The following is a 26,037-nucleotide window of genomic DNA, read 5'->3' as shown; positions in this document are numbered from 1 at the left end:
TGTTGTTCAATGCGGGTATGAGTACAGACCGTTTGAGGCAGATCACCGAGGCCGTGCGCGAGAACGGCCGGCGCAGCGTCGCCGAACTCGCGGAGCTCACCGGCGCCTCCGAGATGACGATCCGGCGCGATCTGGAGGCCCTGGCCGACCAAGGGGTGCTGGAGCGGTACCGGGGCGGGGCGCGGAGCCTGCTGCTGCGCGGGGAGGAGGTCCCCTTCGCGCTCCGCGCCCAGGACGGGCCGGAGGCGAAGCGGCGCATCGCCGCCGAGGTCGCCGGCCTGATCGCCGACGGCGAGTCCGTCGTCCTCGACAGCGGCACCACCTGTCTGGAGGTGGCCCGCGCTCTGCACGACCGCCGGCTGACCGTCGTCCCGCTGTCCCTGCACGCCGCCAACGCCCTCGCCGACGCGCCCCGCCTGACTCTGCTGCTGCCCGGCGGGGCGCCCCGCCGCGGCGAGCTCGCGCTGACCGGCCCGCTGACCGAGGCCTCCCTCGCCGCGCTGCGCTTCGACACCGCCGTCATCGGCTGCTGCGGTCTGACCGCCGCCGACGGTCTCACCGCCTACGACCTGGCCGACGCTGCCGTCAAGCGGGCGGCGATCGCCTCGTCCCGCCGCGTCATCGCCGTCGCCGAGGGCGCGAAGCTCTCCCGTACGGCGCTCGCGCACGTCCTGCCCGCCGCGGCGCTGCACGCCGTCGTGACCGACGAGGCCGCTCCCGCCGACGCGGTCGACGCGCTCGCCGCCGCCGGCGTCACCGTACGGAAGGTGTGAAGAGATGCCCTCGAACCCGCCCCCGGTGCTGCTCTTCGACCTCTTCGGGGTCATCGCCCGCCACCAGTCCCCGGGGGGCCGCGCACGGCTCACGGAGACGGCGGGCGTCGCCGCGGCGCCCTTCTGGGAGGCCTACTGGGCGCTGCGTCCCGACTACGACCGCGGTGACGTCGACGGCCCCGCGTACTGGAGGCGGGTGGCCGACTCGCTGGGGACCCGGTTCGACGCGGAGACGACCGCCCGGCTCGTCGAGGAGGACGTCGCGAGCTGGAGCGCGGTCGACGAGCGGATGGTGGACCTGGTCGGCGAACTGGCTTCCGCCGGGCGGCGGACCGCCCTGCTGTCCAACATCCCCGAGGAGCTCGCCGTCCACTACGAACGGCACGGGCCCTGGCTGGCACGGTTCGAGGTGCGGGCCTTCTCCTGCCGCATCCGCCACGCCAAGCCGGAACCGGACGCCTACCGGTGGTGTCTGACGGCCCTCGGCGCCGAACCGGGGCAGGTCCTCTTCGTCGACGACCGGCAGGAGAACGTCGAGGCCGCCCGGGCGCTCGGGATGCGCGGCCACCTCTTCACCGGCCCCGACGCCCTCACCGAGGCCCTCGCCGCGGATCCGGTGCCGCGCCCGGGGGCGTGAGCGGCTGTCCGCTCCGGGCGGGCGGCGTGCCGAAGCCGTTCCCGCGCGCGACGATGGGGGGATGGACGGCTCTCTCGGTGAGGTCAGCACCCCGGGGCGGGTCGCGGACGACGGGGAGGGGATCAGCGCGCAGGAACTGGCGCTCGCGGCCCGCAACCACGGACTCCCGCTGGAGGCCCTGCGCTACGAGGTGACCCCGGCCGGGCTGCACTACGTACTGGTCCACTACGACATCCCCGCCGCGGAATCCGGCACCTGGCGGCTGTCCGTCGGCGGGCGGGTCCGGACCCCGCTGGACCTGGACGTGGCGGCGCTGCGCGCGCTCCCCGCCGTCACCCACCGGGTCACGATGGAGTGCGCGGGCAACGGCCGGGCACGGCTGCTGCCCCGGCCCGTCAGCCAGCCCTGGCTGGTCGAGGCGGTGGGCACCGCGGAGTGGACGGGCGTGCCGCTGCGGACGGTGCTCGCCGAGGCCGGGGTGCTGCCGGACGCCGTCGAGGCCGTGTTCACGGGCGCCGACCACGGGGTCGAGCGGGGCGTCGAGCAGGACTACCGGCGCAGCCTGCCCGTGCGGGTGGCCACCGGGGAGGACCCGCCGGTGCTGATCGCGTACGCGATGAACGGCGGGCCGCTGCCGCCGCAGCACGGCCACCCGCTGCGGCTGGTCGTACCCGGCTGGTACGGCATGGCGCACGTGAAGTGGCTGCGGGACATCACCCTGGCCGACGCCCCGTTCACCGGTTTCCAGCAGAGCGTGGCCTACCGGTACCGGCAGGCCCCCGACGACCCGGGCGTGGCGGTGACCCGGATGCTGCCGCGCGCGCTGCTGGTTCCGCCGGGCTTCCCCGACTTCATGTCGCGGGTCCGCGTCGTGCGGCCGGGCCCGGTGCGTCTGGAGGGGCGGGCCTGGTCGGGGGGCGGGCCCGTCGTACGGGTGGAGGTGAGTGCGGACGGGGGCGCCGGCTGGGCGAGGGCGCGGCTCGCGCCGCGGGAGCCGGGCGGGTGGGCCTGGCAGGCGTGGCGGTACGACTGGACGGCGACGCCCGGCCGCCACACCCTCTCGGCCCGCGCCACCGACGCGGAAGGGCGTACGCAGCCCCTGGAACAGCCCTGGAACCGCGGGGGGTTCGGCAACAACCTCGTCCAGCGGGTCCCGGTGCTGTGCTGCCGCTGAGCGCCACGGCTCAGGCCAGCAGCTCGGGCCCGTTGTTGCGGACGTTGTTCACGGCGGTGGACACCGCGCGGACGTCCAGCCGGCCGGCCGCGGGGGCGGTGAGGAGGGCGCGCAGGTCGTGCGGGTCCTGGTGGGCGGGGTCGAGCCAGGTGTCGTAGTCGGCGGGGGCGAGCGCCAGCGGCATCCGGGGGTGGACGCGGCCGGCGGCGTCGGTGGCCTCGGTGGTGATGACGGTGCAGGTCGCCCACCACGCGGCCGGGTCGTCCCCGTCGGTGACGGACGGGTCGCGCCAGAACTCGTACAGGCCCGCCATCGCCATGACGGAGCCGTCCTCGGGGCGGATGAAGTACGGCTGCTTGTACGCCTTGGCCCGTTCGGTGGCCGCGACGGGCTGCCACTCGTAGAAGCCGTCGGCGGGCAGCAGGCAGCGGCGCTTGGCGAACGCCCGGCGGTAGGCGGGCTTCTCCTCCACCGTCTCCACCCTGGCGTTGATCATTCTGGCCCCGCCGGACGGGGACTTCGACCAGGACGGCACCAGTCCCCAGCGCAGGGGCCGCAGCTGCCGCTCCAGTACGCCGGTCTCCCGGTCCGCGCGCTCCAGCACCGCCCAGACGGGGTCGGTGGGGGCGACGTTCCAGCTGGGCGGGAGTACCGGGCCGGTCTCCCGCCGGGTGACCTGGAACAGGCCGGTCAGGTCCTCGGGGCTGCGGGTGGAAGCGTAACGGCCGCACATGCCACCCAGCCTGCCACGCCCGGGCCCCCTCGCGCGTCAGGCGCCGCACCCGGTGGCGGTCCCGCGGCCCCGGCGGGGGCGGGCGGGCGGTAGCGTGCCGTCGGGATGGCATGTCCCACTCATCCACCGGGCAGCGAGGTACCCATGGCACACGAGAACACGGTCGCCCCCGCCGGGCGGGTGCGGCGGCTGGAGGAGGACGTCGTGGTCGCCGCCTCCCCGGCGGAGGTCCACCGGCTCGTCTCCGACCTGCGGAACATGGGCCGCTGGAGCCCCGAATGCCGGCGGGTGTGGGTTCCCCGCCGGCCCGCCCGGGCCGGCAGCGCCTTCGTCGGGTTCAACCGGCGGGGGCCCTTCCTGTGGTTCACCACCGGGCGGATCACCGCGCTCCGCGCGCCCGTGGCCCCGGACGGTACGGGCGAGTTCACCTTCGACGTCGGCGTCTTCGGTCTGCCCATCGCCCGGTGGGGCTACCGCTTCGTGCCCGAGGGCGACGGCACCCGCGTCACCGAGACCTGGGAGGACCTCCGCAGCGGACGCGGCTCCCGTACCGCCGACGCCCTGGGCGCCGTCTTCGCGGGGACCACCCCGCAGCGGCGCGTGGCCGTCAACCGGGCGGGGATGCGGACCACCCTCGCCCGCATCGCCGCCGCCTGCGGACCCCGTACGGGCGGGGCCTGAGACGACGGCCCGTATGGGACGACGGCCTGCCCGGGGCGGCGGGTCCCGTGGTCGCGGTGGCGGTCCTCAGCGGGGCGCGCCGGTCTTCAGGCGGCGCCGTCCTTGAGGGAACGGCCGAACTGCTCGTCCAGGACGGACAGCCGGCGCCAGTACTCGTCCTCGTCGATCTCGCCGGACGCGAAGCGGCGCCCGAGGATCGCGATCGGCGAGCTCCCGCCGTACGCGGCTCCCCGGTCCCGCCACGGCGCCCGGCGGCCGAGCCCGCCGGTGCGGCGGAACACGGTGACGACGCCGATCACGACCGCCGCCCAGATCAGCGGGAAGAACAGGATCCACGGGCCGGGCCCGTCGTACGCGAGGGTGGTGAGGGTGTTCATGTCGGTTCAGCTCCTCGGAAGCGGGGACTTTTCGTCGTGCTCCGAGACTCGCTCCGGGAAGGGGTCCGGGGCGTCGTACGGCCGGCTGCACCGCGGGTACTCCCCCGGGAGTACCCGCGCCCGGGCGGGTCAGCCCAGCCAGCCGGGTCTGACCAGGCCGGACTCGTAGGCCAGGACGACCAGTTGGGCGCGGTCCCGGGCCCCGAGCTTGAGCATCGTCCGGCTGACGTGTGTCTTGGCGGTGAGCGGGCTGACGACCAGGCGGCGGGCGATCTCCTCGTTGGACAGGCCCATGCCGACCAGGGCCATCACCTCCCGCTCCCGGTCCGTCAGCCGGTCCAGGCCGGCGCCCGCGCCGGTCGCGGCGGGCCGTTTGGAGCGGGCCGCGAACTCCGCGATCAGCCGACGGGTGACGCCCGGGGACAGCAGGGCGTCACCGTCGACCACCGCTCTCACCGCGCGCAGCAGTTCCTCCGGTTCGGTGTCCTTGACGAGGAAGCCGGAGGCACCGGAGCGGATCGCCTCGAAGACGTACTCGTCGAGCTCGAAGGTGGTGAGCATGACGACCCGGACGGCGGCCAGCGCCGCCTCCTCGGTGATCTCGCGGGTGGCCGCGAGCCCGTCGAGCACGGGCATCCGGATGTCCATGAGGACGACGTCGGGAAGCAGTTCCCGCACGAGCCCGAGGCACTCCCGGCCGTCGGCCGCCTCCCCCACGACCTCGATGTCGGGCTGGGCATCGAGGAGGGCACGGAAGCCGGCCCGTACGAGGAGCTGGTCGTCGGCGAGCAGCACACGGATCACGGCGCCCCCTCGGGCGGGGCGGCCTTCAGCGGGAGTCGCGCGACGACCCGGAAGCCGCCGTCCGGCCTCGGTCCGGCCTCGACGCTGCCGCCGAGGGCGCCGGCCCGTTCGCGCATCCCGATGAGTCCGTTGCCGCCGCCTTCCGCGCCCTCGGGGGTGTGGGGCGCGGTGGCGGGGCCGTCGTCCTCGACCCGCAGTTCCAGGGAGCGGGGCTGCCAGTCGAGGCGGAGGCCGGCGGTGCGCGAACCGGAGTGCCGTACGACGTTGGTCAGGGCCTCCTGGAGGATGCGGAACGCGGCGAGGTCGGCTCCGGGCGGCAGCGGGCGCGCCCGCCCCCTGGTCTCGGACCTCACGGTCAGCCCGGCGGCGGCCTGTTCGAGGAGTTCGGGCAGGCGGTCGAGGCCGGGGGCGGGGGCGCGGGGGGCGTCGCCCGGGGTGCGGAGCGTGTCGAGGATCTGCCGCACCTCTCCCAGGGCCTCCTTGCTGGCCGTTTTGATCGTGGTGAGCGCGGTGCGGGCCTGTTCGGGGTCGGAGTCGAGCAGGGCCAGGCCGACCCCGGCCTGCACGTTGATCACCGAAATGCTGTGGGCCAGGATGTCGTGCAGTTCGCGGGCGATCCGCAGCCGCTCCCCGTCCGCCCGGCGTCGGTCGGCGGCCGCCCGCTCGGCCCGCTCCCGGGCCCACTGTTCCCTGCGGACGCGGACCAGTTCGGAGACGGCGAGGACCGCGAGGATCCAGGCGGCGACGCCCAGCTCCTGGGCCCAGGGCGCGGGACCGTCACCGGCGGGCGGCAGCCACCGGTAGAGCCAGTGCCCGATGAGGAGGTGGCCCGCCCAGAACAGGGCGACCGCGCCCCATGCGGCTCTGCGGTGACCGGCGATGACGGCCGCGAAGCAGGCCACGGCGAGGCTGATGAAGACCGGGCCGTAGGGGAACCCGGCACCGAGGTAGACCAGGGTGACGGCGCTGACCCCGTACACCACGGCCACCGGATACCGGTGCCGGACGACGAGCAGCGCGGGCCCGAGCAGCAACAGGAGACGGGGGAACCATCCCAGGTCCGCCCCGTCGCCCTGGGCCCGCGCGGCCCACCCCGAGCCGATCTGCGCGAGGACGGCGACGAGCAGCGCGGACCGCCAGGCCGGGCCCCGCCCCGCCCGCTCGGCCCACCGTCGCCACGGTGGCCCCTGATGCCCGCGCCGCTCTTCCATACGGCCACGCTAGACCGCACCCCAGGTCACCGGCGTCACCCCGGCGTAGCGTTTCCCCCGTACTCCCCTGGTAGTACCTGGTCATACGCGTGGTGTGGTGAACCTCGTGGTGAACCTGGTGGTGCGTCCGGTGGTGCGCCCCCTGCACCGCGCCCCGGATGCGTGCGCGTCGGCTCGGCGCCAGGGTGGAGGCATGGAGCACGCACCGGTGGTCGTACACCGCATCTCGCCGTCCGGCGGCCGCCGGGTGTCCCTGCGCGCCCAGGGCCGCGAGACGGTCCTCGGCGTCGCGCACGGCGACGGCGACGTGATCGAGTTCCTGCGGCGCGCGGAGGTGCCCGACCCCGACGAACTGGTGCTGGGCGGGGCCTCCCGGCTCCTGGAGTGGCAGGGCGACGGTCCGCACGTCTACGAGGCCGAACCGACGTCCTCCGACGTGCCCTGACAGCGGCCCGGCCCGGGCTCCGGCCTGCCGGTCTGCCGAATTCCGGCCAAATCATGTTGCGCTCATGACATCTCAAGACCCCTGTGGGACTCTCCGTGGCGCGCGCACTCCGCACCGCCCTCGCACCACACCCCCACAAGGACGTGTCAAGGAGGAGCGACATGAAGCACCTCGCGAAACTCGCCGTGACGATGACGGCCGTCGCGGCCGCGCTCGGCGCCGCCACCACCGCCGCGGCGGCCGGTGACGCCGCCGACCAGAAGGCCGACGGCGTCATCGTGGTCGCGGGCAACACCTGCACCTGGACCAACGCGAGCACCAGCGCCACCCCGCCGAGCGCCCTCACCGTCGACCGCACCACGATCAACAAGCCCGGAGGCAACCTTGCCTGCGGCGGCGGCCTCAACGCCTCCCTCAACAACAACCCGGCGTTCACCTTCGACGACACCGCCGCCACCGCGCGGACCGACCTCATCGACATCACCGGCCAGCAGAGCTTCATCTCCTGTCGCTACAAGGCCGCGAACATCGTCTGGGACCGCGACGGAACCACCCGCAAGTACCTGAACCGGGCCTTCAACGCCACCAAGGCCTCGGGCAGCTTCCTGTGCCCGGCCACCGTGACCACCCCGGCCGGCGGCGCCTCCATGCTGTTCCGCTGACCGGCGCTCCTGCCGGGCCGGCCACCCACCGGCCCGGCAGGACGCCCGGGCACCCCCCGGCCGCCACGACCGGGTCGCAGGCCCGGGCACGGGGCCGCAGCATGGAAGCACGCGCCCTGGACGAGGAGGCCGGTCATGGCCGAGGAGGATCCCCCTCCGTCTGCCGCCGGCCCCCTGGTGGGGTCCGCGGCGGCGGGAGGCTTGCTCGACGTCCTCGGCGTGGCCTCCGTGGTCCTCGACGACGAGGGCCGGATCAGGCTGTGGAGCCCGCAGGCCGAAACCCTGTTCGGATACCCGGCCGCGGAGGCCCTGGGACGGTACGCCGCACAGCTGCTGGTCGACGAGGACCACCGCGACGAGGTGCTGGCCCTGTTCGCCCACGTGATGACGGGCGAAGGCGCATGGGCCGGGTCCTTCCCCATACGGCACCGCGACGGCCGCTCGGTGCTCGTCGAGTTCCGGAACATGCGCCTGGAGGCCGACAGCGGCCGGCGGTACGCGCTCGGCCTGGCGTCCGAGCAGGCCACGCTGCGCCGCGTCGAACGCGACCTCGCCCTCTCGCTGCGCCTGGTCGACCAGTCCCCCATCGGCCTGGCCGTCCTCGACACGGACCTGCGCTACGTCCTGGTCAACCCCGCCCTGGAGCGGATCAACGGCGTGCCCGCGGATCGGCACCTGGGGCAGCGGCTCGGGGAGATCCTGCCCTTCCTCGACGCGCACGCCGTCGAGACGCGGATGCGCCGGGTCATGGAGACCGGCGTACCGATGCTCGACGAGTTCACCACCGGCCGCATCCCCGGCGACAGCGAGGGCGAACACGCCTGGCTGACCTCGATCTACCGGCTCGACGACCAGGCCTCCCGGGTCATCGGGGTCGCCGTGTCGGTCGTGGACGTGACCGAGCAGCACCGGACGGCCACGGCGGCCGCGCACGCCCGCCGCCGCCTGTCCCTGATCGCCGACGCCTCCGTCCGCATCGGCACCACCCTCGACCTGGACATCACCGCCCGGGAGCTGGCCGACGTCGTGGTCCCGGAGGTCGCCGACATCGCCGCCGTCGACGTGCTCGACACCATCCTCACGGGCACGCGGCCGGGCGGGGCCCTACAGGACGGGTCCGTACGGTTCCGCGCGCTCGCGGTGAAGGCGGCCTACCGCAATCCGGCCGAGGAGGCCGCCGACCCCGTCGGGGAGGTGGCGCTGTACGGTCCGGGCCGGCTGGTCTCCCGCTGCGTCCGTACGGGCCGGCCGGTCCTCGTACCCCGGGTCCTCCCGGCGGACCTGCCGCGCATCGCCCGCGACGAGGACGCGGCCCGCCTCCTGGGCGCCGCCGGACTGCACTCCTACCTGGCGGTCCCGCTGATCGCCCGCGGCCAGGTCCTCGGCGCGCTCGACCTCAAGCGGGCCCGCAACCAGGTGCCCTTCAGCCAGGACGACGTCCTGCTCGCCTCCGAACTCGCCGCGCACGCGGCCGTGTCCATCGACAACGCCCGCTGGTACCAGCGCGAGCGGCACGCCGCCCTCGCCCTCCAGCGCCACCTGCTGCCGCAGGACCCCCGGACCGCCCCCGGTCTGGACATCGCCTACCGCTACCAGCCGGCCGGGGCCGCGGACGAGACCGGCGGCGACTGGTTCGACGTCGTCCCGCTGCCCGGGGACCGGACCGCGCTGGTCGTCGGCGACGTCATGGGCAGCGGCATCAACGCCGCCGCCACCATGGGGCAGCTGCGCGCCACCGCCCGCGCCCTGGCCCGCCTCGGGCTCGAACCCGCTACGGTCCTCACCCACCTGGACGCGGCGACCGCCGACCTCGGCGAGGCGATGGCCACCTGCGTGTACGGCGTCTACGACCCGCACACCCGCCAGTGCCACATCTCCACCGCCGGCCACCTGCCGCCCGTCCACCTGCGCCCCGGCCGTCACCCCCAGCTGCTGCGCCTGAAGACGGCGGTCCCCCTCGGCGTCGGCGGCGTCCCCTTCGGCACCACGACCGTGCACTTGGGCCCCGGCGACGAGCTGGTCCTGTACACGGACGGGCTGGTCGAGACCCGCGACCAGGACATCGACACCCGCCTGCTCACCCTGACCGACCTCCTCGCGGGGCCGCACCGCCCGATCGAGGAGACCTGCGACCTGCTGCTCTCGGCGCTGCGCCGCCCCGACACCCACGACGACGTGGCCCTGCTCATCGCCCGCACCCACACCTAGTGCCGTCAAACTCCGGTCTGCCCGTGCGGCGGGCGGGCCCGGATCCGGGCGGCGAGGACGGCGACGTCGTCCTCCGCGTGCTGCGCGTCCAGACCGGCGACGACGGCGTCCGCGGCCTCCGCGACTCCCCCGCCGGCCGGGATCCGCAGCGCCGTGAGGCGGGCCAGGGAGGCGTCGATGTCCTCACCGCGCCGCTCGACCAGCCCGTCCGTGTAGAGCAGCAGGGTGTCCTCCTCGCCGAGGGGGTGGGCCACCGACTCGTACCCGCCGAGTCCCGTGCCCAGCGGCGGTCCGACGGGGACGTCGACCAGCCGGCCCGTCCCGTCCGCGGCGAACACCGCGGGCGGCAGGTGCCCGGCGCTGGCGTACACGGCCGTGCCGCGCGCGGGGTCGACCCGCACCAGCAGGCAGGTCGCGGGGCGGCGGGCCGGGTCCTCGGCGACGAGCGCGTCGAGCTGGCGCAGCACCCGGTGGGGGGCCAGGTCGGTGGAGGCGACCTCGCGCAGGGTGGAGCGGTAGGCGTTCATGTCCACCGCGGCGTCGAGGCCGTGGCCCATGACGTCGCCGACGACCAGCAGGGTCCGGCCGAAGTGGAGCCGTACGGTCTCGAACCAGTCGCCGCCGACGAGGGCGCTCGTCCCGACGGGCAGGTAGCGGCCGGCGACCAGCAGGTTGGGGTGCGGACGGCCGGGGTCCGCCACGAGGGCCCGCTGGAGGTTCAGGGCGACGCTCTCGGTGGCGGCGAGCCGCCGCGCGTGGCGGACGTGCACGGCGGTGACCCGGGCCGCGAAGTGCAGGGCGGCCGCCTCGGCGTCGGTGAATCCCGTGCCCGTGCGCACGGCGAGGACGGTTCCGTACGAGGTGCCCTGCCGGGAGAGGGCGACGGACAGGCCGTGCACCGGGGCGCTGCCCGGGCGCAGGGTCCAGCTGCGCAGCGGGTGTCCCTCGTCGACAGCGCGGACGGCGGGCCGCCCGCTCTGGAGCGGGGCGCGCAGCAGGTGGGCGGCCCCGGCCACGGCGACGCGTTCGGTGCGGCCCTCGACGGTCACGTCCACGGCCGCCGCGTCGCACAGGGTGCGGAACAGGAACGCGGCCAGCTCCCGGCAGGTGGTGCGTTCGTCGTCGGTCGTGCCGATCGCTTCGAGGGCTTCGGCGGGGGCGCACAGGTGGTGGTGCGCGCCGTCGCGGTCCGACACAGTGCCTCCGCCCGGCGGGCGGCCCCGTGCGGGCCGCCGGTCGGTCCATTCCACCAGCCGCGGCCGCGGGCGGGCGGGGCAGCGCGCCGGGGGTTCAGCGCGGCGGGGTGAGCCGCTCCCACAGGAAGGTGTGGACGAGGGCTTCGTTGAAGGCGGTCTGCGCGTGGTCAGTGGCGCCGGCGTGGCCGCCGCCGAGGTGTTCGTGGAAGAGCACGGGGTGGCCGTGTTCCCGGAGGCGGGCGGCCATCTTCCGGGCGTGTCCGGGGTGGACGCGGTCGTCGCGGGTGGAGGTGAGCAGGAGGAGCGGCGGGTACGGGGGTCCGTCGGCGCGGATCTGGTGGTAGGGGGAGATCCGCTCCAGGTGGGGCCGGTCGGCGGGGTCGTCCGGGTTGCCGTATTCGGCGGTCCAGCTGGCTCCGGCGAGGAGCTTGTGGAAGCGGAGCATGTCCAGGAGCGGTACGTGGGCGACGGCCGCGCCGAACAGTTCCGGGTCGCGGGTGAGCAGGGCGCCCATGAGGAGGCCCCCGTTGCTGCCGCCCTCGATGCCGAGCTGGGCGGGGGTGGTGACGCCCCGGTCGGTGAGGTCGCGGGCGACGGCGGCGAAGTCCTCGAAGGCCCGGACGCGGTGGGCGCCGAGGGCGGCCTGGTGCCAGGCGGGCCCGTACTCGCCGCCGCCGCGGATGCCGGCGACGACGTACGTGCCGCCGCGCGCGAGCCAGGTGCGGCCCGTGACGGCGCTGTAGTGCGGGACGAGGGGGATCTCGAAGCCGCCGTACCCGTAGAGGAGGGTGGGGCCGGGGCCGGGCCGGTCCTCGGGGCCGATGACGAAGTACGGCACGCGCGTGCCGTCCGCGGAGGTCGCGAAGTGCCGGCTGACGGTGAGGCCGGCGGTGTCGAAGAGGGCGGGGCCCTGCTTGACGCTCTCGCCGCCGTCCTGGGTGCCGGCGGTGCCGCGGTGGAGGGTGGCGGGCTGGAGGAAGCCGGAGACGTTCAGGAAGTACTCGTCGCTCACGTCGGGGTCGGTGCACACGACGGAGGCCGTGGACAGCGGCGGCACCCCGGCGAGGGGTGCCCGGTCCCAGCCGTCGGGGCCGGGGGTGAGGAGCTCCAGGCGGGAGGTGACGTCGGCGCGGACGGCGAGGAGGAGGTGGTTGCGGGTCCAGCTGTAGTCGGCGAGGGCGGTGCGCTCGTCGGGGGCGAACAGGACGGCGGGTTCCCTCTTGCCGGCCCGGTAGTCCTCGAAGTCGAAGGCGAGGAGGGTGCCGGTGGCGTGGCCGAGCCACGGCGACCTGGTGGTGACCAGCAGCCATTCTCGGTGGACGGAAGCGGCCGCGTCGTCGGGTACGTCGATCCGCTGGGGCGGGGCTCCGGCCTCCTGCGGGAGGAGGAACAGCCGCTGGTTCCAGAAGTCGATCTGGCGGTGGACGAAGTCCCGTTCGAAGCCGGGCGTGTCGTCGTGCCAGCCGCTGGCGGAGAGGTCGGAGGGCTCTCCCTCGTAGACGAGCTCGGCCTGGTCGAGGGGGGTGCCGCGGCGCCAGCGGCGCACCTGGAGGGGGTAGCCGGACGTGGACATCGTGCCGGGGCCGAAGTCCGTCCCGATCCAGACGTGGTCGTGGTCGATCCAGCCGATGCGGGTCTTGGCCTCCGCGACCTCCAAGCCGCCCTCGACGAACTCCTTGGATTCCAGGTCGAACTCGCGGACCACGCTGGCGTCCGCGCCGTCGCGCGAGAGCAGGAGCAGGGCGTGCCGGTGGTCGGGGGCGAGGACGCGGCTGCCGGCCCAGGACCACTTCTCGCCCTCGGCGTCGGCGAGGGCGTCCAGGTCGAGGACGGTCTCCCAGGCGGGCTGCTCGGTGCGGTACTCCTCCAGGGTGGTGCGCCGCCAGATGCCGCGGACGTGGTCGGCGTCCTGCCGGAAGTTGTAGAGGTGGCGGCCCCGGCGGACGGGGTACGGGATCCGGCCGTCGTCGTCCAGGACCTCGCGCACCTCCCGCTCCAGCAGCTTGAAGGCGCTGTTCCCGGTGACCGCGGCCACGGTTTCGGCGTTGCGTTCCCGGACCCAGCCGAGGGCGGCCTCGCCGGTCACGTCCTCCAGCCAGAGGTACGGGTCGTTGGGGGCTTCTTCGCTCATCCACCGATTGTGCCGCAGGCGGGGCGGGCCGTCCGGCCGACGGACGGGAACGGCCGCACCCCGCCCGCGGGGCGGCCGTTGCCAGGGCCTACGGTGGTCGGCCGGGGAGAGGAGTGACCATGGGGGCACTGGAATTGCCGCGCGAGTACCGGCCGGGCAGGGGCGGGACGATCACGACTCTGATCATCCTCGCCCTCAAGAGCGGCTTGTTCCTGTTCATCATGTGGACCGAGGAGCTCTTCTCCCGTGACGTGATGGTCTGGGTGAGCGTGGCGCTGGCCCTCTTCGTCCTGCCGATCATGGTCCGCGCGCCGTGGACCGTCACCGTGGCCGACCACAGCGGTATCCGGCACCGGGGGATCTTCCTGACGCGCCGGATCCCCTGGACGGAGATCGAGGACATCAGGGTCGCCACCCCGCGCGGGCCCGGCAACGGGGCCAATCCGTACGCGTACGCCTACCTGACGGGCGGCAAGCGCAAGCTGCTGATGCACGTCGGCGACGGGGAAGCCGGACTGGCCGGCGAGGTCGCGTTCCTGCGTGCGGCCCTGGCCCGGTCGGTCGGCACGGACCCGGTGCCGGACACCCCCGCCGCCTGACCGCCGGGGGCCGCCCTCACCCGGTGCCGTGACCGGAACCGTGCGCGGCTGGTGCCGTGACCGGAACTAGTCGAGGAGGCCGAAGCCCTCCGGGAACTCCTCCAGGAACTCGCGGCGGGCCGGGTCGGCTTCGGCTTCGGCCATCGCCCCGAGCATGTCGCCCAGTTCGCCGCGCTGCTCCCCCGACAGTTCGCCCACGAGCTGGGCCACGCCCTCCAGGACCTTGACGGCGTCGTCCGCGTCCAGCGGCTCTTCCTCGCTGTCCTCGACGAAGCGCAGTACGTCGACCAGGGCCTCGGCCAGGGCATGGGTCAGGGACGGGTACACGGGCATGAGGGGGATCTCCCAGCGGGTTCATGACGACAGAGCCCGCTCATCCCACCACGCGCCTCCGACAACCCGAGCCCCGGGGCCGGGGTTTCCTCAGGCGGACCGCTGGTGGAGGCCGTCCAGAAGGGCCAGTTCGGTCTCGGAGAGGCGCAGGGTGCCCGCGGCGACGTTGGCGGTGAGGTGGTCGGGGTTGCCGGTGCCGGGGATGGCCAGCAGGTGCGGGCCGCGGTGCAGGGTCCAGGCCAGGCGGACCTGCGCCGGGCTCGCGCCGTGGGCCCGCGCGACGGTGAGGACCTCCTCGCTCTCGGCGCCGCTCGCGCCGCCCTCGCGGCCGGTGGTGGCGATCGAGTAGAACGGTACGAAGGCGATGCCCTCCTCGCCGCAGAACCGTACGAACTCGTCTTGGTCCGGCCGCATTCCGATGCCGTACGGGTTCTGCACGCAGACGACCGGTGCGATGGTGCGGGCCTCGGCGAGCTGTTCCGGGGTGACGTTGGAGACGCCGAGGTGGCGGATGAGGCCGGCCTCGCGGAGCTCGGCGAGGACGCCGAAGCGTTCGGCGAGGGAGTCGGTGCCGAGGATGCGCAGGTTCACGAGGTCGAGGTGGTCCCGGCCGAGCTGGCGCAGGTTCTCCTCGACCTGCCCGCGCAGCTGCGCGGGTCCGGCGTGCGCCGCCCATTCGCCGGACAGGTCGCGGGCCGGGCCGACCTTGGTGGCGATGACCAGGTCGTCCGGATAGGGGCCACCCAGGGCGCTGTTGATGAGCTCGTTGGCGGAGCGCAGCGAGGAGAAGTAGAACGCGGCGGTGTCGATGTGGTTGACGCCGAGTTCGACGGCCTTGCGCAGGACGCCGATGGCGCGGTCGCGGTCGCCCGGAACGGCGTCGGCGCGCAGCGCCGGACCGTTCTGGGGCAGGCGCATCGCGCCGAAGCCGATGCGGTTGACCTCCATGTCGCCGAGCTTCCAGGTGCCCGAGGCCGATGCGTTGATCGTTTCTGTGGTCATGCCGGGGATGATCGCCCATGCGGCGCTCCGGCCGCCACCGGGATTGGCGTGCGGTGGCGGCCGGGCCCGGCTGTCAGCCCCGCCGGGCGCGCAGGACGCGGAAGGCGGTGTACAGGGCGAGTGCCGTCAGGGCCAGGACGGTGGTGGTTTCGATGAGCTGGGTCTGCCAGTAGTGCGACACGGGGTTGGTAGTCGGCGTACCGGCCGGTGACCTGGAGGTCGGCGGGACAGACGCCCATGCCGCCGGAGCGTTCGCGGCAGGCCCATGAGGGCAGCCGCTCGCCCGTGGCGGTGAGGAGTCCCGAGTCGACCAGGAAGGAGGAGCGCGGCAGCGCGAGGTCCGCGTACTCGGACAACGGGGTGGTCCTGGTCACCGGGGTGAGGACCGACCAGCGCAGGTACCCGAACAGCACGAGGACCAGGCCCGTGACACCGCCCGCCACCAGCATGGCGGGCAGCGTGCGCCGCAGCCACTGGCCGACGACGGCTCCGACTCCCACGCCCAGCAGGCAGTAGGCGACGATGACCGGGCCGGTGGCCTCGTACGTGCCCCGGTCGGCCCAGGAGAGCTGGTGGCTGCCCGCCACCGGAGCCCAGCCGAGGCGGTACACGCCGATCATGGCGGCCGCGCACCCCGCCGAGACCACCGCGGCGACCACGGTCTTCGAGGCGAGCCAGGCCTTCGGGGTCGTCGACTGGGTCAGGGCGAGCCGGTAGGTGCCGCTCTCCGTCTCCCGGGCCAGCATCGGGCCGGCCACGAACGCCGCCACCAGCACCGGCAGGAGCAGCATGCCGCGGCCCGCCCCCTCCATGGCGATGCGCAGCATGCTGTACCAGCGGTTCGGGTACAGCGTTCCCGGTTCGGAGGCCAGCAGTCGCAGGGCGACGGCGGCGACGAGGGCTGCGGCGACGGCGACGGGCAGCGCCCACAGGGCGCGCCGGTGCTGGCGGACCGCGACCCAGCGCGGGCCGTTCAGGGTCAGGGCGCTCATCCCCGCACCGCCCCGGTGGCGGCGGGACGGACGTCGAGGGCCGGGACGGCGAGGGCCGGGGCGTCGGGGGCGCGGAGGTGCGCGAGCAAGAGTTCCTCCAGGGTCGGGTAGGCGGTCTGCCACGTCCCGGGGGCTATCGGGCCCCCCGGCCTTACGAGGGTGACCAGTTGACGGCCGGTGGTGCGGGATTCGACGACGGTGTGCGCGGCGAGCTCGCCCGCGGCCGCGGCGGGGCCGGTCAGCAGGCGGTGGCTCGCGATGACGTCCTCGATGGGGCCGGAGAGGCGGATCCGGCCGCCGTCGACGAGGAGCAGGTGGTCGCAGGCGCCTTCCAGCTCGGTCAGGAGGTGCGAGGACATCACCACGGAGGTGCCGTTCTCGGCGGCGTCGCCCATGAGCGTGCCCATGAGCTGCTGCCGGGCGAGGGGGTCGAGGTCGGCCATCGGCTCGTCCAGCAGGAGCAGGGCGGGCCGCTTGGCCAGGGCGAGCGCCAGGGCGACGCGGGTGCGCTGGCCCCCGGAGAGGGACCGGACCCGGGTGTCCTCCCGGAGCCCGCCGGCTTCGACGATCCGCGCCGCCTTCCCGGCGTCCCAGCGCTCCGGGTTGAGCTCGCGCCCCATGCGCAGGGTCTCGCCGATGGTCAGCTGCGGGTACAGGGGCTTGTCCTGGGCCACGTACGCCGTCGTCGCACGCGACGCCGACGTGCCGATGACGCCCTCGGTCGGCCGCACCAGTCCCGCCGCGAGCGTCAGGAGCGAGGACTTGCCCGCTCCGTTCGGGCCGACGAGGGCGCAGACGCGCCCCTCGGGGAGCCGGAAGGAGCAGTCGCGCAGCGCCCAGGCCCCTCGTCGTCCGTAGCGCAGACCCAGGCCCTCGACCTCGATCACCATGTCCGTCACGCGTCGTCCCCCTTGAAGTGTGCGTCGAGTACGGCGGTGAAAAGGGCGGCGGCGTCGTCCCGTGCCAGACCCGAGTCACTGGCCCGTCGTGCCCAGTCCGCCAGTTCGGCCCACAGCGGCGAGTCGGCCGGTGCGGCGCCCAGGGACTTTCGGACGAAGGTGCCCAGGCCGCGCCGCGCCTCGACGAGGCCCTCACGTTCCAGCTCCCGGTAGGCCTTGAGGACCGTGTTCGGGTTGATGGCGGTCGCCTCGACGACCTCCCGCGCGGTGGGGAGCTTGTCCCCGGGCACCAACAGGCCCAGGCGCAGGGCCTGTTTGGTCTGCTGGACGATCTGGAGGTACGTGGCCATGCCGCTGCGCCGGTCGATGCGGTATTCCAGCACGCCCCATCACCACCCTTTCACTAATTAAGTAGTGAAAGGGTGGTGCATCGCGCGGACATCTGTCAACCCGTCAGGAGTAGACACTGTCTACTCACGCCTGGTAGACAGTGTCCATGGAATCCGGGAGCCCGCTCCGCGAGCGGTTGATCGACGTCGGGGTGGAACTGGTCACGGCCGAGGGGAGCGGCGCCGTGGGACTGCGGGAGATCGCCCGGCGCGCCGGGGTCTCGCACGGCGCGCCGCGGCGGTACTTCCCCACGCACCGGGCCCTGTTGTCGGCCATCGCCCGGCGCGGGTTCGCCGACCTCGGCGCCCGCTTCGCCGCCGGGGGCGCCGAGGACGCCGCCCCGCGCGAGCGGGTGCGGGCACTGGCGACGGCGTACGTCGGCTACGCGCTGGAGCAGCGGGGCATGTTCGAGCTGATGTTCCGTCACGACCTGCTCGACAGCACGGGGGACGAGCCGTCGGACGGGCCGCGGCTGCGGGAGTCGACCCTGCCCCTGTTCGCCCTGCTCGTCGGTCTCGTCTCCCGGTGCGGGGCGCGGGAGGCCGAGGTGACCGCCGCCGCCCTGTGGGCCAACCTGCACGGACTGGCGCAGCTGTGGGCGTCGGGCAGTCTCCCGCTCGTCCTGGAGGACGGCGCGCGGGCCGGCGTCGACCGGCTCGTGGGCGCCGCCCTGGACGCCCACCTCGGCCCGGAGCCGGCGTGAGGCGGCATCTCGCGCTCCTGGTGAGCGTGAGCGCGGCCATGCTCGTCGCCCTCGACGGCACGGTGCTGATCGTGGTCCAGCCCGCCCTGCGGCGCGACCTCGGGGCGAGCGCGGCGCAGGTGCAGTGGACGAGTACCGCCTACCTGCTCACGGTCGCGGCGTTCCTGGTCATCGCCGGACGCCTGGGCGACCGGTACGGGCACACGCGGCTGCTGCTGACCGGCGTACTGGGGTTCGCGGCGGCCTCGGCCGGGATCGCGCTCGCGCCCGGCGTGGGCTGGGTCATCGCGCTGCGGGCCCTCCAGGGGCTGTTCGGGGCGCTGATGCAGCCCGCCACGCTCGCGCTGCTGCGCCTCGCCTATCCGCCGGAGCGGCTGGCCACGCCGGTGGCGGTGCGGACCGGCGCGATCGGGCTGGCCGCGGCGGCGGGGCCGCTGCTGGGCGGGGTGGTCGTCGCGCAACTGGGCTGGCGGGCGGTGTTCCTGGTCAACGTGCCGGTGGCCGTGGTCATCGCCGTCCTCGCGGCGGCCGTACGGGTTCCCGCGCCGCCCCGCACCGGGCCGGCTCCGATGGGCGTGGCGGGACCGGCGCTGCTCGCGGCGGCCGTCGCGGCGGCGGTGTACGCGCTGACCGGGGCCGCGGAGCACGGCTGGACGGCCTCGGGAACCCTGCTCGGCTTCGGGGCGGCGGCCGGTCTCGCCGTGCTGTTCGTAAGGGGCGAGCGGCGCGGGCCCCGGCCGCTGGTGCCGGCCGCGGTGGCCCGGTCGAGGCCGGTCGCGGCGTCGATGGCGCTGCTGCTGGCCGTGTCGGCCGGGATGTTCGGGGCGCTGTTCACGGCGACGTTCCTGCTCCAGGACGTACGGGGGCTGGACCCGCTGGAGACGGGGCTGCGGGTGCTGCCGATGACCGCGCTGATGGTGGCCGGGGCGCCGGTGGCGGGGGCCGCGCTGCGCCGGGTGGGGCCCCGGCGTACGGCGCTGGCCGGGACGGTGCTGGTGGCGGCCGGGATCGCGGGACTGGGCTCGGGCGGACCGGTGGCGTTCGGGGTGCTGGGCGCCGGGTTCACGGCCGTGATGGTCACCGCGACGGCCTCCGTCGTGGGTGATGCCCCGCCCGGCTACGCGGGGGTCGTGGGCGGGCTCAAGCAGACCGCGATGAACGTCGGTCCGGCCCTCGGGATCGCCGTGGCGGCCGGTTCGGGCGCCGGGGCCGCGGGCCCGGCGGCGGCGGACGCCGCCGGCCGGACCCTCGTCGGGCTCGCCGCGCTGGCCGCCGTCGGTCTGCCGGCGGCCGCGGCGCTGCCGGGCCGCGTCCGCCCGGCGGCGCCCGGCGCCTCCCGCGGGGTCCGGCCCGGCGTGGGGGGCCGGGCCGGACCCCGCGGGAGGCGGGTCAGGGGGTGAGGGTCCAGCGCTGGGCGGCGGCGCCCGTGCAGGCGGCCCGGGTGAGCCGGGTCCCGTCGGCGGTGCCGGACCCGGCGGGGGCGAGGCACTGGCCGACGGTACGGAGGCTGCCGTCGGGGGCGGTCTGCCACTTCTGGCCGGGGCCGGCGCCGCAGGTCTGGACGGTGACCTTCGCGGGGTCCGTGCCGTCGAGGCAGACCCCGGCGAGGCCGGTGAGGCGGCCGTCCGGGCGCAGCGTCCAGCGCTGGTTCGGGCCGCCGTGGCAGGAGTACAGGGTGGGTTCGGTGCCGGGGGTCGTGGCGCTGTGCGGGAGGTCCGCGCAGCGCCCGGAGGCGGCGTTGACGAGGGTGGCGTCGGCCGGGAGGGGGGCCGGCCTGCCGGTGAGGGTGAGTTCGGCGACGCTGGTCCACGGGCCGCGGCCGCCCGCCTCGGTCAGGGCCCTGAGGCGGAGGTAGCGGCCGGTCCTGGGGGCGAGGGTGACGGTCCGCGCGGCCGGGGTGTCGGCGAAGGTGCCGGTGGCGGCCGGGGTGCCCCAGTCGGTGGTGGTGTCCGAGACGTGGACCTCGTAGGCGCCGATCCTGCCGTTGGTCCCGCCGTCCTGGCGGGGCAGGTAGCCGAGTCCGTCGACGGTGTGGCGGGCCCCGAGGTCGAGGACGATCTCGTGCGGCAGGGCGGCGGGGGTGCCGGAGGACCAGGCCGTGTGCCAGAAGGTGGCCGGGTCGCCGTCGAAGGCGTTGGCGGCGGCGCCGTTCTCGGCCGTGGTCTCCTGGCTGTCGGCGGAGACCAGGCTCCACCCCGCCCGGTCCAGGGGCGGCGAGGAGACCGGGACGGGTTCGGCCGCCGGGACGGTGACTCCGGTGGCGGTGACGGTGAAGGCCCCCGCCTTCGTACCGGTCTTGACCCACAGGACGCCCGCGCGGTCGGCCGGGTCGAAGAACCAGCCCGTCGCGGCGGCGTCGTAGGCGCTCTTGGTGGTGAGGCGGGTCAGCGGGGTGCCGTCCGCGGTGAGGGCGCCGGGGGCGGAGGCCACGTGGAGGCTGAACTCGTAGCCGCGGGAGGCGGGTTTGCCCCGGTAGCTGCCGGTGGGGGCGCCGACGGAGACGGTGACCGTGCCGGATCCCGTCGCGGGCGCGGTGACGTCCACGCGCTGGCGGGCGTAGGCGCCCGATTCGTGGGCCCGGGTGAGGCCGTCGTCCTCGTAGAGGCTGAAGGTGGAGGCGCCGCGGGGGTGGATGTCGTAGGTGAGGGTGGAGACCGGCTTCTCCCCGGTGTGGTTCATCTGCGGCCACATCGGGACGATCGCGCCGCCCTTGACGAACAGCGGCAGGGTGTCGAGGGGGGCGCTGTAGCCGTTCAGCCAGCCGGGTCCGGCGTACGTCCTGCCCGTCCAGTAGTCGGTCCAGGTGCCCGCGGGCAGGTAGATGCCGTCGCGCACCGCGGTGTCGGAGACGACCGGGGCGACGAGGAAGGAGTCGCCCGCCATGAACTGGCCGCTGGTGGCGTTGCCGCGGGCCACCGGGTCGTCGGGGTACTCCAGGACCATGGCGCGCGTGCTGGGCACCCCGCTCTCGTGGGCGACGCGGCTCATCGTGTACAGGTAGGGCATCAGCCGCATCTTCAGTTGGAGGTACTTGCGGTTGACGGAGAGGTACGGCTCCGCGAACCGCCAGGGCTGCTTGTCCTGGTAGCCGGCCGAGGGGTTGGTGGCGCCCCAGCCGGACATGGTCATGAAGGCGGGGGTGAAGGCCTTCCACTGGAGGTCGCGGACGTACGTCTTGGGGCTGCCGCCGAAGATGCCGTCGACGTCCCCGGCGGCGTAGTTGAGGCCGGACAGTCCGGCGCCGGTGATGGCGGGGACGTGCCAGCGCATGTCGTCCCAGGTGCCGTGGGTGTCGCCGGTCCAGACGACGGCGTTGCGCTGGGTGCCCGCCCAGCCGTCGACCGTCCAGACGTACCGGCGGGCGTCGGAGTTCTTCTCGATGCCCTCGACCGCCTGCCGCACCCCGTCGAAGGCGTACTTGTAACCGCTGCCGATCCAGGCGACGTCGGTCTTGACCCCGCGGCTGCCGGCCGTGCCCACCTCGTCGGCGATGGAGCCGAGACCGGTGGAGGTCCACAGGCCGGTCTGGAAGCCCTTGGCCTTCAGGGCGTCGACGGTGGACTTCAGGGGCTTGGTGTAGCCGCACCCGTAGCCGTCGTTGGGCAGGAACCAGCCCGAGGGCATGTCGGCGGCACGGGCGTCGGCCGCGTACCCGACGACGTCGGGGGTGGTCTGGTGACGGAGGCGGCCGTGGTCGCCCTGGTAGTCGGGGTTGGAGGCGTTGAAGCAGTCGGCGTTGCCGAGTTCGAAGCCCCACTGGGGTGCCATGAAGGGTTTGCCGCTGACGTCGGTGTAGGCGTCGAGGACGGACTTGAGGGAGGTCCCGGTGAAGTACCAGGCGTCGAAGCGGTTCTCGTCGTGGGTGAGGGCCGTGGGCGCGTCGAAGGCGTACGAGCCGGGGGCCCAGGTGTTGCGCATGACGCCGTAGCCGTTGGTGGACATGTAGAAGGGGGCGGGGCTGGCGTTGTCGTTCTCGCGCCACTTGTTGTCGACGGCGACGGGGACGGTCTTGCCGCGCAGCGCCCATTCGCCGAGCCGCAGGCCGGTGCCGTAGAACTGTTCGTCGGCTCCCCGCGCGAGGTACTGGGTGGTCTTGCCGCCGCCCCAGGTGGTGGGCCGCGTCTCCTGCCAGACGAGGGTGGAGTCGTCGGCGCGGTAGACCGAGAACCGCAGGGGCGACTTCTCGACGTGGATGGACAGCGCGCCGGTGGTGATCCGGTAGTGGGTGCCCGCGTCCGAGTAGGCGGTGTCCACCGGGCCGAAGTCGGTGGTGGGCGCCAGGTCGGAGCCGGCCGGATCGTCGGTGAAGGAGCCGTCGGGCGACAGCCAGAGCCGGAAGACGTCGGCACGGGCGACGGTCACGCGGGCCTTGGCCCCGCTGGACGTGCTGACGGTGAACGTGCCGCCGGCCCGGGTGAAGCCGGTGACCGTCCCGGCGGTCGCGGCCGGTGCGCTCGCACCCGTCGGCGGGGCGGATCCGGCGGCGCGCGCGGTGGCCGGTCCGGCGGCGGCGAGGCCCGCGACCGCGAGGGCGGCGGCGAGCAGCGCCTTGAGCGGGGACCGCAGGACCCGGCGGGCGGGGGTCGCACGCGGGTGGCCGGTGCGGCGGGCGGGTGGGGGGTCGTGCCGGTCGCGCCTCGTGCTCGGTGTCATGGGGCAGCTCCTCGTGCGGTCCGGATCGCGGACACACCTCTTTGGCATGCTCCCGGCAACATAGCCGTCCCGGCGCTCCGTTTGAAGGAAGTTGCTCGAAGTCGTCACCTACCACGCAGCTTTGAGCACCACACTGCCCCGTGCGCACACAACACGACGCCCCCGGCGGGCCGTTGCGGCGGCCTGCCGGGGGCGAGGGCGGACCGGCCCGTCAGCCGGTGGTGACGCGGATCTTGGACTGGCCGTGGCCGAGGCGCTCCCAGTCCTCCATGAAGCGGGCCTTCAGTCCGTGCTTGGCCGCCAGGTCGACCAGGGTCTGCGTGCGGTAGTAGAAGTCCTCGCGCAGGACTTGGTGTTCGGTGCCCTCGGTGCGGTCGAAGGTGAAGTCGAACCAGCCTCCCGGCGCCAGTACCCGCCCCACGTGGGCGAGGCACTCGTCGATGATCCCGATCGGCGAGTGGGAGAAGACGCTGTGCGCGTGCACCACGTCGAAGTGGTGGTCGGGCAGGAAGTCCAGGGTCAGGTCCTGGGTGATGGTGAGGTGCGGCAGCTTGTCCTGGAGTCCGCGCCCGGTCAGGGTCTGCTTGGCGGCTATGAGGATGTCGGGCGAGATGTCGATGCCGTAATAGTGGCCCGTCTCCAGGTGCTCGATGAACCGCCAGCCGGCCCGCAGGTTGCCGCAGCCGATGTCGAGCATGCGGTGCCCGGGCGTCAGGCCGTGCTCCGTCAGGTAGTCGAACTGCATCTTGCCGAGCGCCAGCCAGCGGTCGTGGGTCTGGCTGCCGACGGCCGCCTCCGGATTGCGGCCGGTGTCGGAGGCCATGACGGCCCGGTAGTAGCCCACGTGGTCGGGGTGCTTGAAGCGCAGCCAGCTGTCGCGGGCGGCGCGCCGCACGTAGGGGGCGATACGGGTCGGGTTGCCCAGCGCGTAGCGGACCTTGTGGGCGACGCTGGCGCGGTCGGCGGTCAGGTTCTTCTTGGTGGCCATGAGGGGTCCCCCCTGGGGTACGGAGAAGAGGTGCGGAGAAGACCTGCGATGGCGTACGGGCGGCGCGGGGCGCCCCGTACGGCGGCGGTCGGTCCGTACGGAGGTCAGGCCGTACGGAGGTAGGTCGTACGGAGGTCAGGCCGTACGGCGGCGCAGGACGGTCAGGGTGACGGCGATCAGGACGGCCGCCAGGCCCAGGTAGAGCGCGGTGTCGATCCACTGGAAGGTCCAGAAGTCGCCGCTGGGATAGACCTTGTGGAAGCGGCTGACGAACCCGTGCTCCTCCATGCACAGCCGGGCCTCCTCGCCGGAGGTGCGGCACACGTCGTTGATGGAGAACTCCCGGCCGTCCGGCGTGAGGTAGCCGAACTCGCCCGTGGACCAGGCGCTGCCGACGCGCCGCTTCGGCGTCATGCCCGGGGTGATCCTGGTCTCCGGGTCGATCCAGCTGGTCCGGAAGAAGGTCATGGCCAGCATGACCGTGCCGATCACGCCGAAGGCCGCCCCCATGGCCGGCAGGACCTTGCGGGCCAGCAGTCCGGCGAGGGTTCCGGCGGCGAGCGCGAACAGGGCGCCGGCCAGCGGGGCCGGGCCGGTCGCGTTGTAGATCGCGGCGTCGTGCCAGTAGGGACCGTCGAGGGTGTTGGCGATGGGCAGCCAGTACCAGGCGACGAGGGCCGCGACGACCGCCGAGGCCAAGACGGCGAAGAGAGCCGCGAGGCCGAAGCGGGCGGCGAACCAGCCGCGCGGGCCGACGCCCTGGGTGAGGGCCACCTTGAAGGTGCCGCTCTCCAGCTCCCGGCCGATGAGCGGGGCACCCCAGAACACGCCGATGAGGGCCGGGACCGCCAGGCCGAGCGTGCCGAGCATGCGGATGCGGCCGGTGTTCTCGTCCATGATCTCGAAGGTGGCGGGGCCCTCGCACTCGCCGTTCCAGCCGGGGCAGGGCACCCACCCGTACTCCTCGATGAGCTGCACCATCCCGGAGCGCTGGTACGCCACCCACACCGCGCAGCCGACGAGCAGGAGCGTACCGGCCAGGATCAGCAGCCGCTGCTGGCGCCAGGCCAGCCAGAGCGCGCCCTTCATGCGGCCGCCTCCGTCTTCTCGGTGGGGTGGGCGGCGGGGCGCGGGGCGCGCAGGTGTGCGAGCAACAGGGTTTCCAGGGAAGGGGTTTCGGCGATCCAGCGGTCACCGGGGACGAACGGGTCCCCGGGAGGCGTCCGGACGAGGGCGGTGACCTGACGGCCGCTGGCGGCGGCGTGCACGACGGCACGGCGGTCGAACGAGCGGGGCAGGCCGTCGGCTTCCATCGGGTCGGCGCGACCGGTGAGCCAGGCGTGCCCCTCGCAGAGCTTCTGGACGTCCCCGGCCAGCCGGACGCACCCCCGCTGGAGGAGGACCACGTGGTCGCAGACGTCCTCCATCTCGGCCAGGACGTGCGAGGACATCAGGATGCTGGTGCCGCGTTCGGCGGCCTCCGCCATGAGCAGGGACATCACCTCGTGCCGGGCGAGCGGGTCGAGGTCGGCGAGCGGCTCGTCCAGCAGGAGCAGGTCCGCGCGCTTGCCGAGGACCAGGGACAGGGCGACCCTGGTGCGGTTGCCGCCGGACAGGGAGCCGATCCGGGCCCGGAAGGGGATGTCCCCCTGGCGTACGAGCCGTTCGGCGGCGGACTGGTCCCAGTGGCGCGGGTTGAGTCTGCTGCCCATGTGCAGGGTCTCCTCGACGGTGAAGCCGGGGTAGAGCGGCTTCTCCTGCGCGAGGTAGGCGGTTCGGCGGCGGGCCTCGGAGGTGCCGGGGGCGGCACCGAAGACGCGTATCTCGCCGCCGGACGGGCGCATCAGGCCCGCGGCGAGCTGGAGCAGCGTGCTCTTGCCCGCGCCGTTGGGGCCGACGAGCGCGGTGATGCGGCCCGGGGGCAGCTCCACGTCGCACCCGTGCAGAGCCGGCCTGCCGCCGAACTCCCGCCCGAGGCCCGTCGCCCGTAGTGCCGGAGCGTGGGTCGGATCGCTCACGCCGTTTCCTCTCTCGACGGACCGGGCCCCTGGGGCCCGGAGGTGCTGAAGCTTTCGTCCACGGTCGCCGCGATGAGCGCCGTGATGTCCTCGCGGCCGAGTCCCGCCTCGCGCGCCTGGAGCATCCAGGCGGCCAGGGCGAGGCGCAGCGGCGAATCGGCCGCCGCCCCGGGGTGGGACAGGGACCGGCGCACGAAGGTGCCCGCGCCGGGGCGCGGCTCGACGAGCCCTTCGCGCTCCAGCTCCCGGTACGCCTTCAGGACGGTGTTCGGGTTGATGGCGGTCGCCGCGACCACTTCACGGGCCGTCGGCAGCCGGTCGCCCGGTTCGAGCACACCCAGACGCAGCGCCTGCTTCACCTGGGTGACGAGCTGCAGATAGGTGGCTACGCCGCTGCGACGGTCGACTCGGAATTCCATCAGCTCCAC

Annotated in this window: 26 protein-coding genes; 10 read left to right on the top strand and 16 right to left on the bottom strand. The window is 74.3% G+C overall.

Annotated elements, in window-relative coordinates; genetic code table 11:
* The first annotated feature begins 17 nt into the window (after positions 1-17).
* From AC07B0_RS07075 to AC07B0_RS07065, 3 genes are all read left to right on the top strand, one after another.
* Entirely contained in the window at positions 18-773 is a 756-nt protein-coding gene (locus AC07B0_RS07075) for a DeoR/GlpR family DNA-binding transcription regulator (protein WP_356876632.1), read from the top strand.
* Between the two features lie 4 nt (positions 774-777).
* A complete protein-coding gene (locus AC07B0_RS07070) occupies positions 778-1,410 on the top strand; it encodes an HAD family hydrolase (protein WP_478897105.1) in 633 nt (210 codons plus the stop codon).
* Between the two features lie 61 nt (positions 1,411-1,471).
* Positions 1,472-2,584: a sulfite oxidase gene (locus tag AC07B0_RS07065; protein ID WP_478897104.1), complete on the top strand. Its 1,113-nt coding sequence runs from the start codon at positions 1,472-1,474 to the stop codon at positions 2,582-2,584.
* Positions 2,585-2,594: 10 nt separating this feature from the next.
* On the opposite strand, the gene AC07B0_RS07060 is transcribed toward AC07B0_RS07065, so the two are convergent.
* On the bottom strand, positions 2,595-3,317 hold the full coding sequence (locus AC07B0_RS07060) for an SOS response-associated peptidase (RefSeq protein ID WP_478897103.1): 723 nt from the start codon (positions 3,315-3,317) through the stop codon (positions 2,595-2,597).
* A 144-nt stretch (positions 3,318-3,461) separates the two neighbouring features.
* On the opposite strand from AC07B0_RS07060, the gene AC07B0_RS07055 reads away from it, so the two are divergent.
* Positions 3,462-3,998, top strand: coding sequence for an SRPBCC family protein (locus tag AC07B0_RS07055; protein WP_356876640.1), 537 nt, complete (start codon positions 3,462-3,464; stop codon positions 3,996-3,998).
* 86 nt (positions 3,999-4,084) lie between these two features.
* Here AC07B0_RS07055 and AC07B0_RS07050 read toward each other — a convergent pair whose 3' ends face one another.
* The 3 genes from AC07B0_RS07050 to AC07B0_RS07040 form a co-directional block, all read right to left on the bottom strand.
* Positions 4,085-4,375: an SHOCT domain-containing protein gene (locus AC07B0_RS07050; RefSeq protein ID WP_356876642.1), complete on the bottom strand. Its 291-nt coding sequence runs from the start codon at positions 4,373-4,375 to the stop codon at positions 4,085-4,087.
* A gap of 129 nt (positions 4,376-4,504) precedes the next feature.
* A complete protein-coding gene (locus AC07B0_RS07045) occupies positions 4,505-5,179 on the bottom strand; it encodes a response regulator transcription factor (protein WP_356876644.1) in 675 nt (224 codons plus the stop codon).
* Positions 5,176-6,390 carry a sensor histidine kinase gene (locus tag AC07B0_RS07040; protein WP_478897102.1) on the bottom strand — a complete coding sequence of 405 codons (1,215 nt, stop codon included), beginning with the start codon at positions 6,388-6,390 and terminating at the stop codon, positions 5,176-5,178. Before AC07B0_RS07040 ends, AC07B0_RS07045 begins: the two co-directional genes overlap by 4 nt.
* Positions 6,391-6,583: 193 nt before the next feature.
* Between AC07B0_RS07040 and AC07B0_RS07035 the strand changes: the two genes are divergently transcribed.
* The 3 genes from AC07B0_RS07035 to AC07B0_RS07025 all read left to right on the top strand — a co-directional run bounded on the left by AC07B0_RS07035 (position 6,584) and on the right by AC07B0_RS07025 (position 9,705).
* Positions 6,584-6,835, top strand: a complete 252-nt coding sequence (locus AC07B0_RS07035) for a hypothetical protein (RefSeq protein WP_356876648.1) — start codon at positions 6,584-6,586, stop codon at positions 6,833-6,835.
* Positions 6,836-6,996: 161 nt separating this feature from the next.
* Positions 6,997-7,497 carry a hypothetical protein gene (locus AC07B0_RS07030; RefSeq protein WP_356876650.1) on the top strand — a complete coding sequence of 167 codons (501 nt, stop codon included), beginning with the start codon at positions 6,997-6,999 and terminating at the stop codon, positions 7,495-7,497.
* A gap of 135 nt (positions 7,498-7,632) precedes the next feature.
* Positions 7,633-9,705 carry a SpoIIE family protein phosphatase gene (locus AC07B0_RS07025; RefSeq protein WP_469377954.1) on the top strand — a complete coding sequence of 691 codons (2,073 nt, stop codon included), beginning with the start codon at positions 7,633-7,635 and terminating at the stop codon, positions 9,703-9,705.
* Positions 9,706-9,710: 5 nt separating this feature from the next.
* Here the strand turns inward: AC07B0_RS07025 and AC07B0_RS07020 are convergent, their stop codons facing one another.
* Both AC07B0_RS07020 and AC07B0_RS07015 read right to left on the bottom strand, forming a co-directional pair.
* Complete coding sequence (locus AC07B0_RS07020) at positions 9,711-10,901, bottom strand: PP2C family protein-serine/threonine phosphatase (RefSeq protein WP_469377953.1); 1,191 nt, start codon at positions 10,899-10,901, stop codon at positions 9,711-9,713.
* Between the two features lie 94 nt (positions 10,902-10,995).
* Positions 10,996-13,032 (bottom strand): prolyl oligopeptidase family serine peptidase, encoded by a 2,037-nt coding sequence (locus tag AC07B0_RS07015; protein WP_469377951.1) that lies wholly within the window; start codon positions 13,030-13,032, stop codon positions 10,996-10,998.
* Between the two features lie 119 nt (positions 13,033-13,151).
* On the opposite strand from AC07B0_RS07015, the gene AC07B0_RS07010 reads away from it, so the two are divergent.
* The gene (locus AC07B0_RS07010) at positions 13,152-13,631 is read left to right on the top strand and encodes a PH domain-containing protein (protein ID WP_469377949.1); all 480 of its coding nucleotides are present in this window, start codon (positions 13,152-13,154) and stop codon (positions 13,629-13,631) included.
* Positions 13,632-13,697: 66 nt separating this feature from the next.
* On the opposite strand, the gene AC07B0_RS07005 is transcribed toward AC07B0_RS07010, so the two are convergent.
* The 5 genes from AC07B0_RS07005 to AC07B0_RS06985 form a co-directional block, all read right to left on the bottom strand.
* A complete protein-coding gene (locus AC07B0_RS07005; protein ID WP_356876660.1) occupies positions 13,698-13,964 on the bottom strand; it encodes a hypothetical protein in 267 nt (88 codons plus the stop codon).
* A gap of 90 nt (positions 13,965-14,054) precedes the next feature.
* Positions 14,055-14,966 (bottom strand): oxidoreductase, encoded by a 912-nt coding sequence (locus tag AC07B0_RS07000; RefSeq protein ID WP_356876662.1) that lies wholly within the window; start codon positions 14,964-14,966, stop codon positions 14,055-14,057.
* Positions 14,963-15,958 (bottom strand): ABC transporter permease, encoded by a 996-nt coding sequence (locus AC07B0_RS06995; RefSeq protein ID WP_478897099.1) that lies wholly within the window; start codon positions 15,956-15,958, stop codon positions 14,963-14,965. Before AC07B0_RS06995 ends, AC07B0_RS07000 begins: the two co-directional genes overlap by 4 nt.
* A complete protein-coding gene (locus tag AC07B0_RS06990) occupies positions 15,955-16,857 on the bottom strand; it encodes an ABC transporter ATP-binding protein (RefSeq protein ID WP_478897097.1) in 903 nt (300 codons plus the stop codon). Before AC07B0_RS06990 ends, AC07B0_RS06995 begins: the two co-directional genes overlap by 4 nt.
* On the bottom strand, positions 16,854-17,240 hold the full coding sequence (locus AC07B0_RS06985) for a GntR family transcriptional regulator (RefSeq protein WP_356876668.1): 387 nt from the start codon (positions 17,238-17,240) through the stop codon (positions 16,854-16,856). The genes AC07B0_RS06990 and AC07B0_RS06985 overlap by 4 nt, the downstream gene beginning before the upstream one ends.
* 113 nt (positions 17,241-17,353) lie before the next feature.
* Between AC07B0_RS06985 and AC07B0_RS06980 the strand changes: the two genes are divergently transcribed.
* Together AC07B0_RS06980 and AC07B0_RS06975 are read left to right on the top strand one after the other, a co-directional pair.
* A complete protein-coding gene (locus AC07B0_RS06980) occupies positions 17,354-17,950 on the top strand; it encodes a TetR/AcrR family transcriptional regulator (protein ID WP_469377940.1) in 597 nt (198 codons plus the stop codon).
* Positions 17,951-17,988: 38 nt separating this feature from the next.
* Positions 17,989-19,350, top strand: coding sequence for an MFS transporter (locus AC07B0_RS06975; protein WP_469378091.1), 1,362 nt, complete (start codon positions 17,989-17,991; stop codon positions 19,348-19,350).
* Here AC07B0_RS06975 and AC07B0_RS06970 read toward each other — a convergent pair.
* The 5 genes from AC07B0_RS06970 to AC07B0_RS06950 form a co-directional block, all read right to left on the bottom strand.
* Positions 19,340-22,603 (bottom strand): TIM-barrel domain-containing protein, encoded by a 3,264-nt coding sequence (locus AC07B0_RS06970; RefSeq protein ID WP_356882464.1) that lies wholly within the window; start codon positions 22,601-22,603, stop codon positions 19,340-19,342. The two genes, AC07B0_RS06975 and AC07B0_RS06970, sit on opposite strands and share 11 nt — an antisense overlap.
* A 211-nt stretch (positions 22,604-22,814) precedes the next feature.
* The gene (locus tag AC07B0_RS06965) at positions 22,815-23,591 is read right to left on the bottom strand and encodes a class I SAM-dependent DNA methyltransferase (protein WP_467292716.1); all 777 of its coding nucleotides are present in this window, start codon (positions 23,589-23,591) and stop codon (positions 22,815-22,817) included.
* A 135-nt stretch (positions 23,592-23,726) separates the two neighbouring features.
* Positions 23,727-24,680 (bottom strand): transporter, encoded by a 954-nt coding sequence (locus AC07B0_RS06960; RefSeq protein ID WP_356882468.1) that lies wholly within the window; start codon positions 24,678-24,680, stop codon positions 23,727-23,729.
* On the bottom strand, positions 24,677-25,609 hold the full coding sequence (locus tag AC07B0_RS06955) for an ABC transporter ATP-binding protein (protein WP_478897094.1): 933 nt from the start codon (positions 25,607-25,609) through the stop codon (positions 24,677-24,679). Before AC07B0_RS06955 ends, AC07B0_RS06960 begins: the two co-directional genes overlap by 4 nt.
* Positions 25,606-26,028 (bottom strand): GntR family transcriptional regulator, encoded by a 423-nt coding sequence (locus AC07B0_RS06950; RefSeq protein ID WP_356882472.1) that lies wholly within the window; start codon positions 26,026-26,028, stop codon positions 25,606-25,608. Before AC07B0_RS06950 ends, AC07B0_RS06955 begins: the two co-directional genes overlap by 4 nt.
* Positions 26,029-26,037 lie beyond the last annotated feature (9 nt).

The organism is Streptomyces sp. NPDC044704 (assembly GCF_056433525.1).
The sequence above is the reverse complement of the archived record's forward strand: the minus strand, read 5'-3'. Positions and strand labels throughout refer to the sequence as shown.

Coding starts and splice junctions, on each gene's coding strand:
- AC07B0_RS07075 (WP_356876632.1), top strand. CDS start 18: ATGAGTACAGACCGTTTGAGGCAGATCACCGAGGCCGTGCGCGAGAAC.
- AC07B0_RS07070 (WP_478897105.1), top strand. CDS start 778: ATGCCCTCGAACCCGCCCCCGGTGCTGCTCTTCGACCTCTTCGGGGTC.
- AC07B0_RS07065 (WP_478897104.1), top strand. CDS start 1,472: ATGGACGGCTCTCTCGGTGAGGTCAGCACCCCGGGGCGGGTCGCGGAC.
- AC07B0_RS07060 (WP_478897103.1), bottom strand. CDS start 3,317: ATGTGCGGCCGTTACGCTTCCACCCGCAGCCCCGAGGACCTGACCGGC.
- AC07B0_RS07055 (WP_356876640.1), top strand. CDS start 3,462: ATGGCACACGAGAACACGGTCGCCCCCGCCGGGCGGGTGCGGCGGCTG.
- AC07B0_RS07050 (WP_356876642.1), bottom strand. CDS start 4,375: ATGAACACCCTCACCACCCTCGCGTACGACGGGCCCGGCCCGTGGATC.
- AC07B0_RS07040 (WP_478897102.1), bottom strand. CDS start 6,390: ATGGAAGAGCGGCGCGGGCATCAGGGGCCACCGTGGCGACGGTGGGCC.
- AC07B0_RS07035 (WP_356876648.1), top strand. CDS start 6,584: ATGGAGCACGCACCGGTGGTCGTACACCGCATCTCGCCGTCCGGCGGC.
- AC07B0_RS07030 (WP_356876650.1), top strand. CDS start 6,997: ATGAAGCACCTCGCGAAACTCGCCGTGACGATGACGGCCGTCGCGGCC.
- AC07B0_RS07025 (WP_469377954.1), top strand. CDS start 7,633: ATGGCCGAGGAGGATCCCCCTCCGTCTGCCGCCGGCCCCCTGGTGGGG.
- AC07B0_RS07015 (WP_469377951.1), bottom strand. CDS start 13,032: ATGAGCGAAGAAGCCCCCAACGACCCGTACCTCTGGCTGGAGGACGTG.
- AC07B0_RS07010 (WP_469377949.1), top strand. CDS start 13,152: ATGGGGGCACTGGAATTGCCGCGCGAGTACCGGCCGGGCAGGGGCGGG.
- AC07B0_RS07005 (WP_356876660.1), bottom strand. CDS start 13,964: ATGCCCGTGTACCCGTCCCTGACCCATGCCCTGGCCGAGGCCCTGGTC.
- AC07B0_RS07000 (WP_356876662.1), bottom strand. CDS start 14,966: ATGACCACAGAAACGATCAACGCATCGGCCTCGGGCACCTGGAAGCTC.
- AC07B0_RS06995 (WP_478897099.1), bottom strand. CDS start 15,958: ATGAGCGCCCTGACCCTGAACGGCCCGCGCTGGGTCGCGGTCCGCCAG.
- AC07B0_RS06980 (WP_469377940.1), top strand. CDS start 17,354: ATGGAATCCGGGAGCCCGCTCCGCGAGCGGTTGATCGACGTCGGGGTG.
- AC07B0_RS06975 (WP_469378091.1), top strand. CDS start 17,989: ATGCTCGTCGCCCTCGACGGCACGGTGCTGATCGTGGTCCAGCCCGCC.
- AC07B0_RS06970 (WP_356882464.1), bottom strand. CDS start 22,603: ATGACACCGAGCACGAGGCGCGACCGGCACGACCCCCCACCCGCCCGC.
- AC07B0_RS06965 (WP_467292716.1), bottom strand. CDS start 23,591: ATGGCCACCAAGAAGAACCTGACCGCCGACCGCGCCAGCGTCGCCCAC.
- AC07B0_RS06960 (WP_356882468.1), bottom strand. CDS start 24,680: ATGAAGGGCGCGCTCTGGCTGGCCTGGCGCCAGCAGCGGCTGCTGATC.
- AC07B0_RS06950 (WP_356882472.1), bottom strand. CDS start 26,028: ATGGAATTCCGAGTCGACCGTCGCAGCGGCGTAGCCACCTATCTGCAG.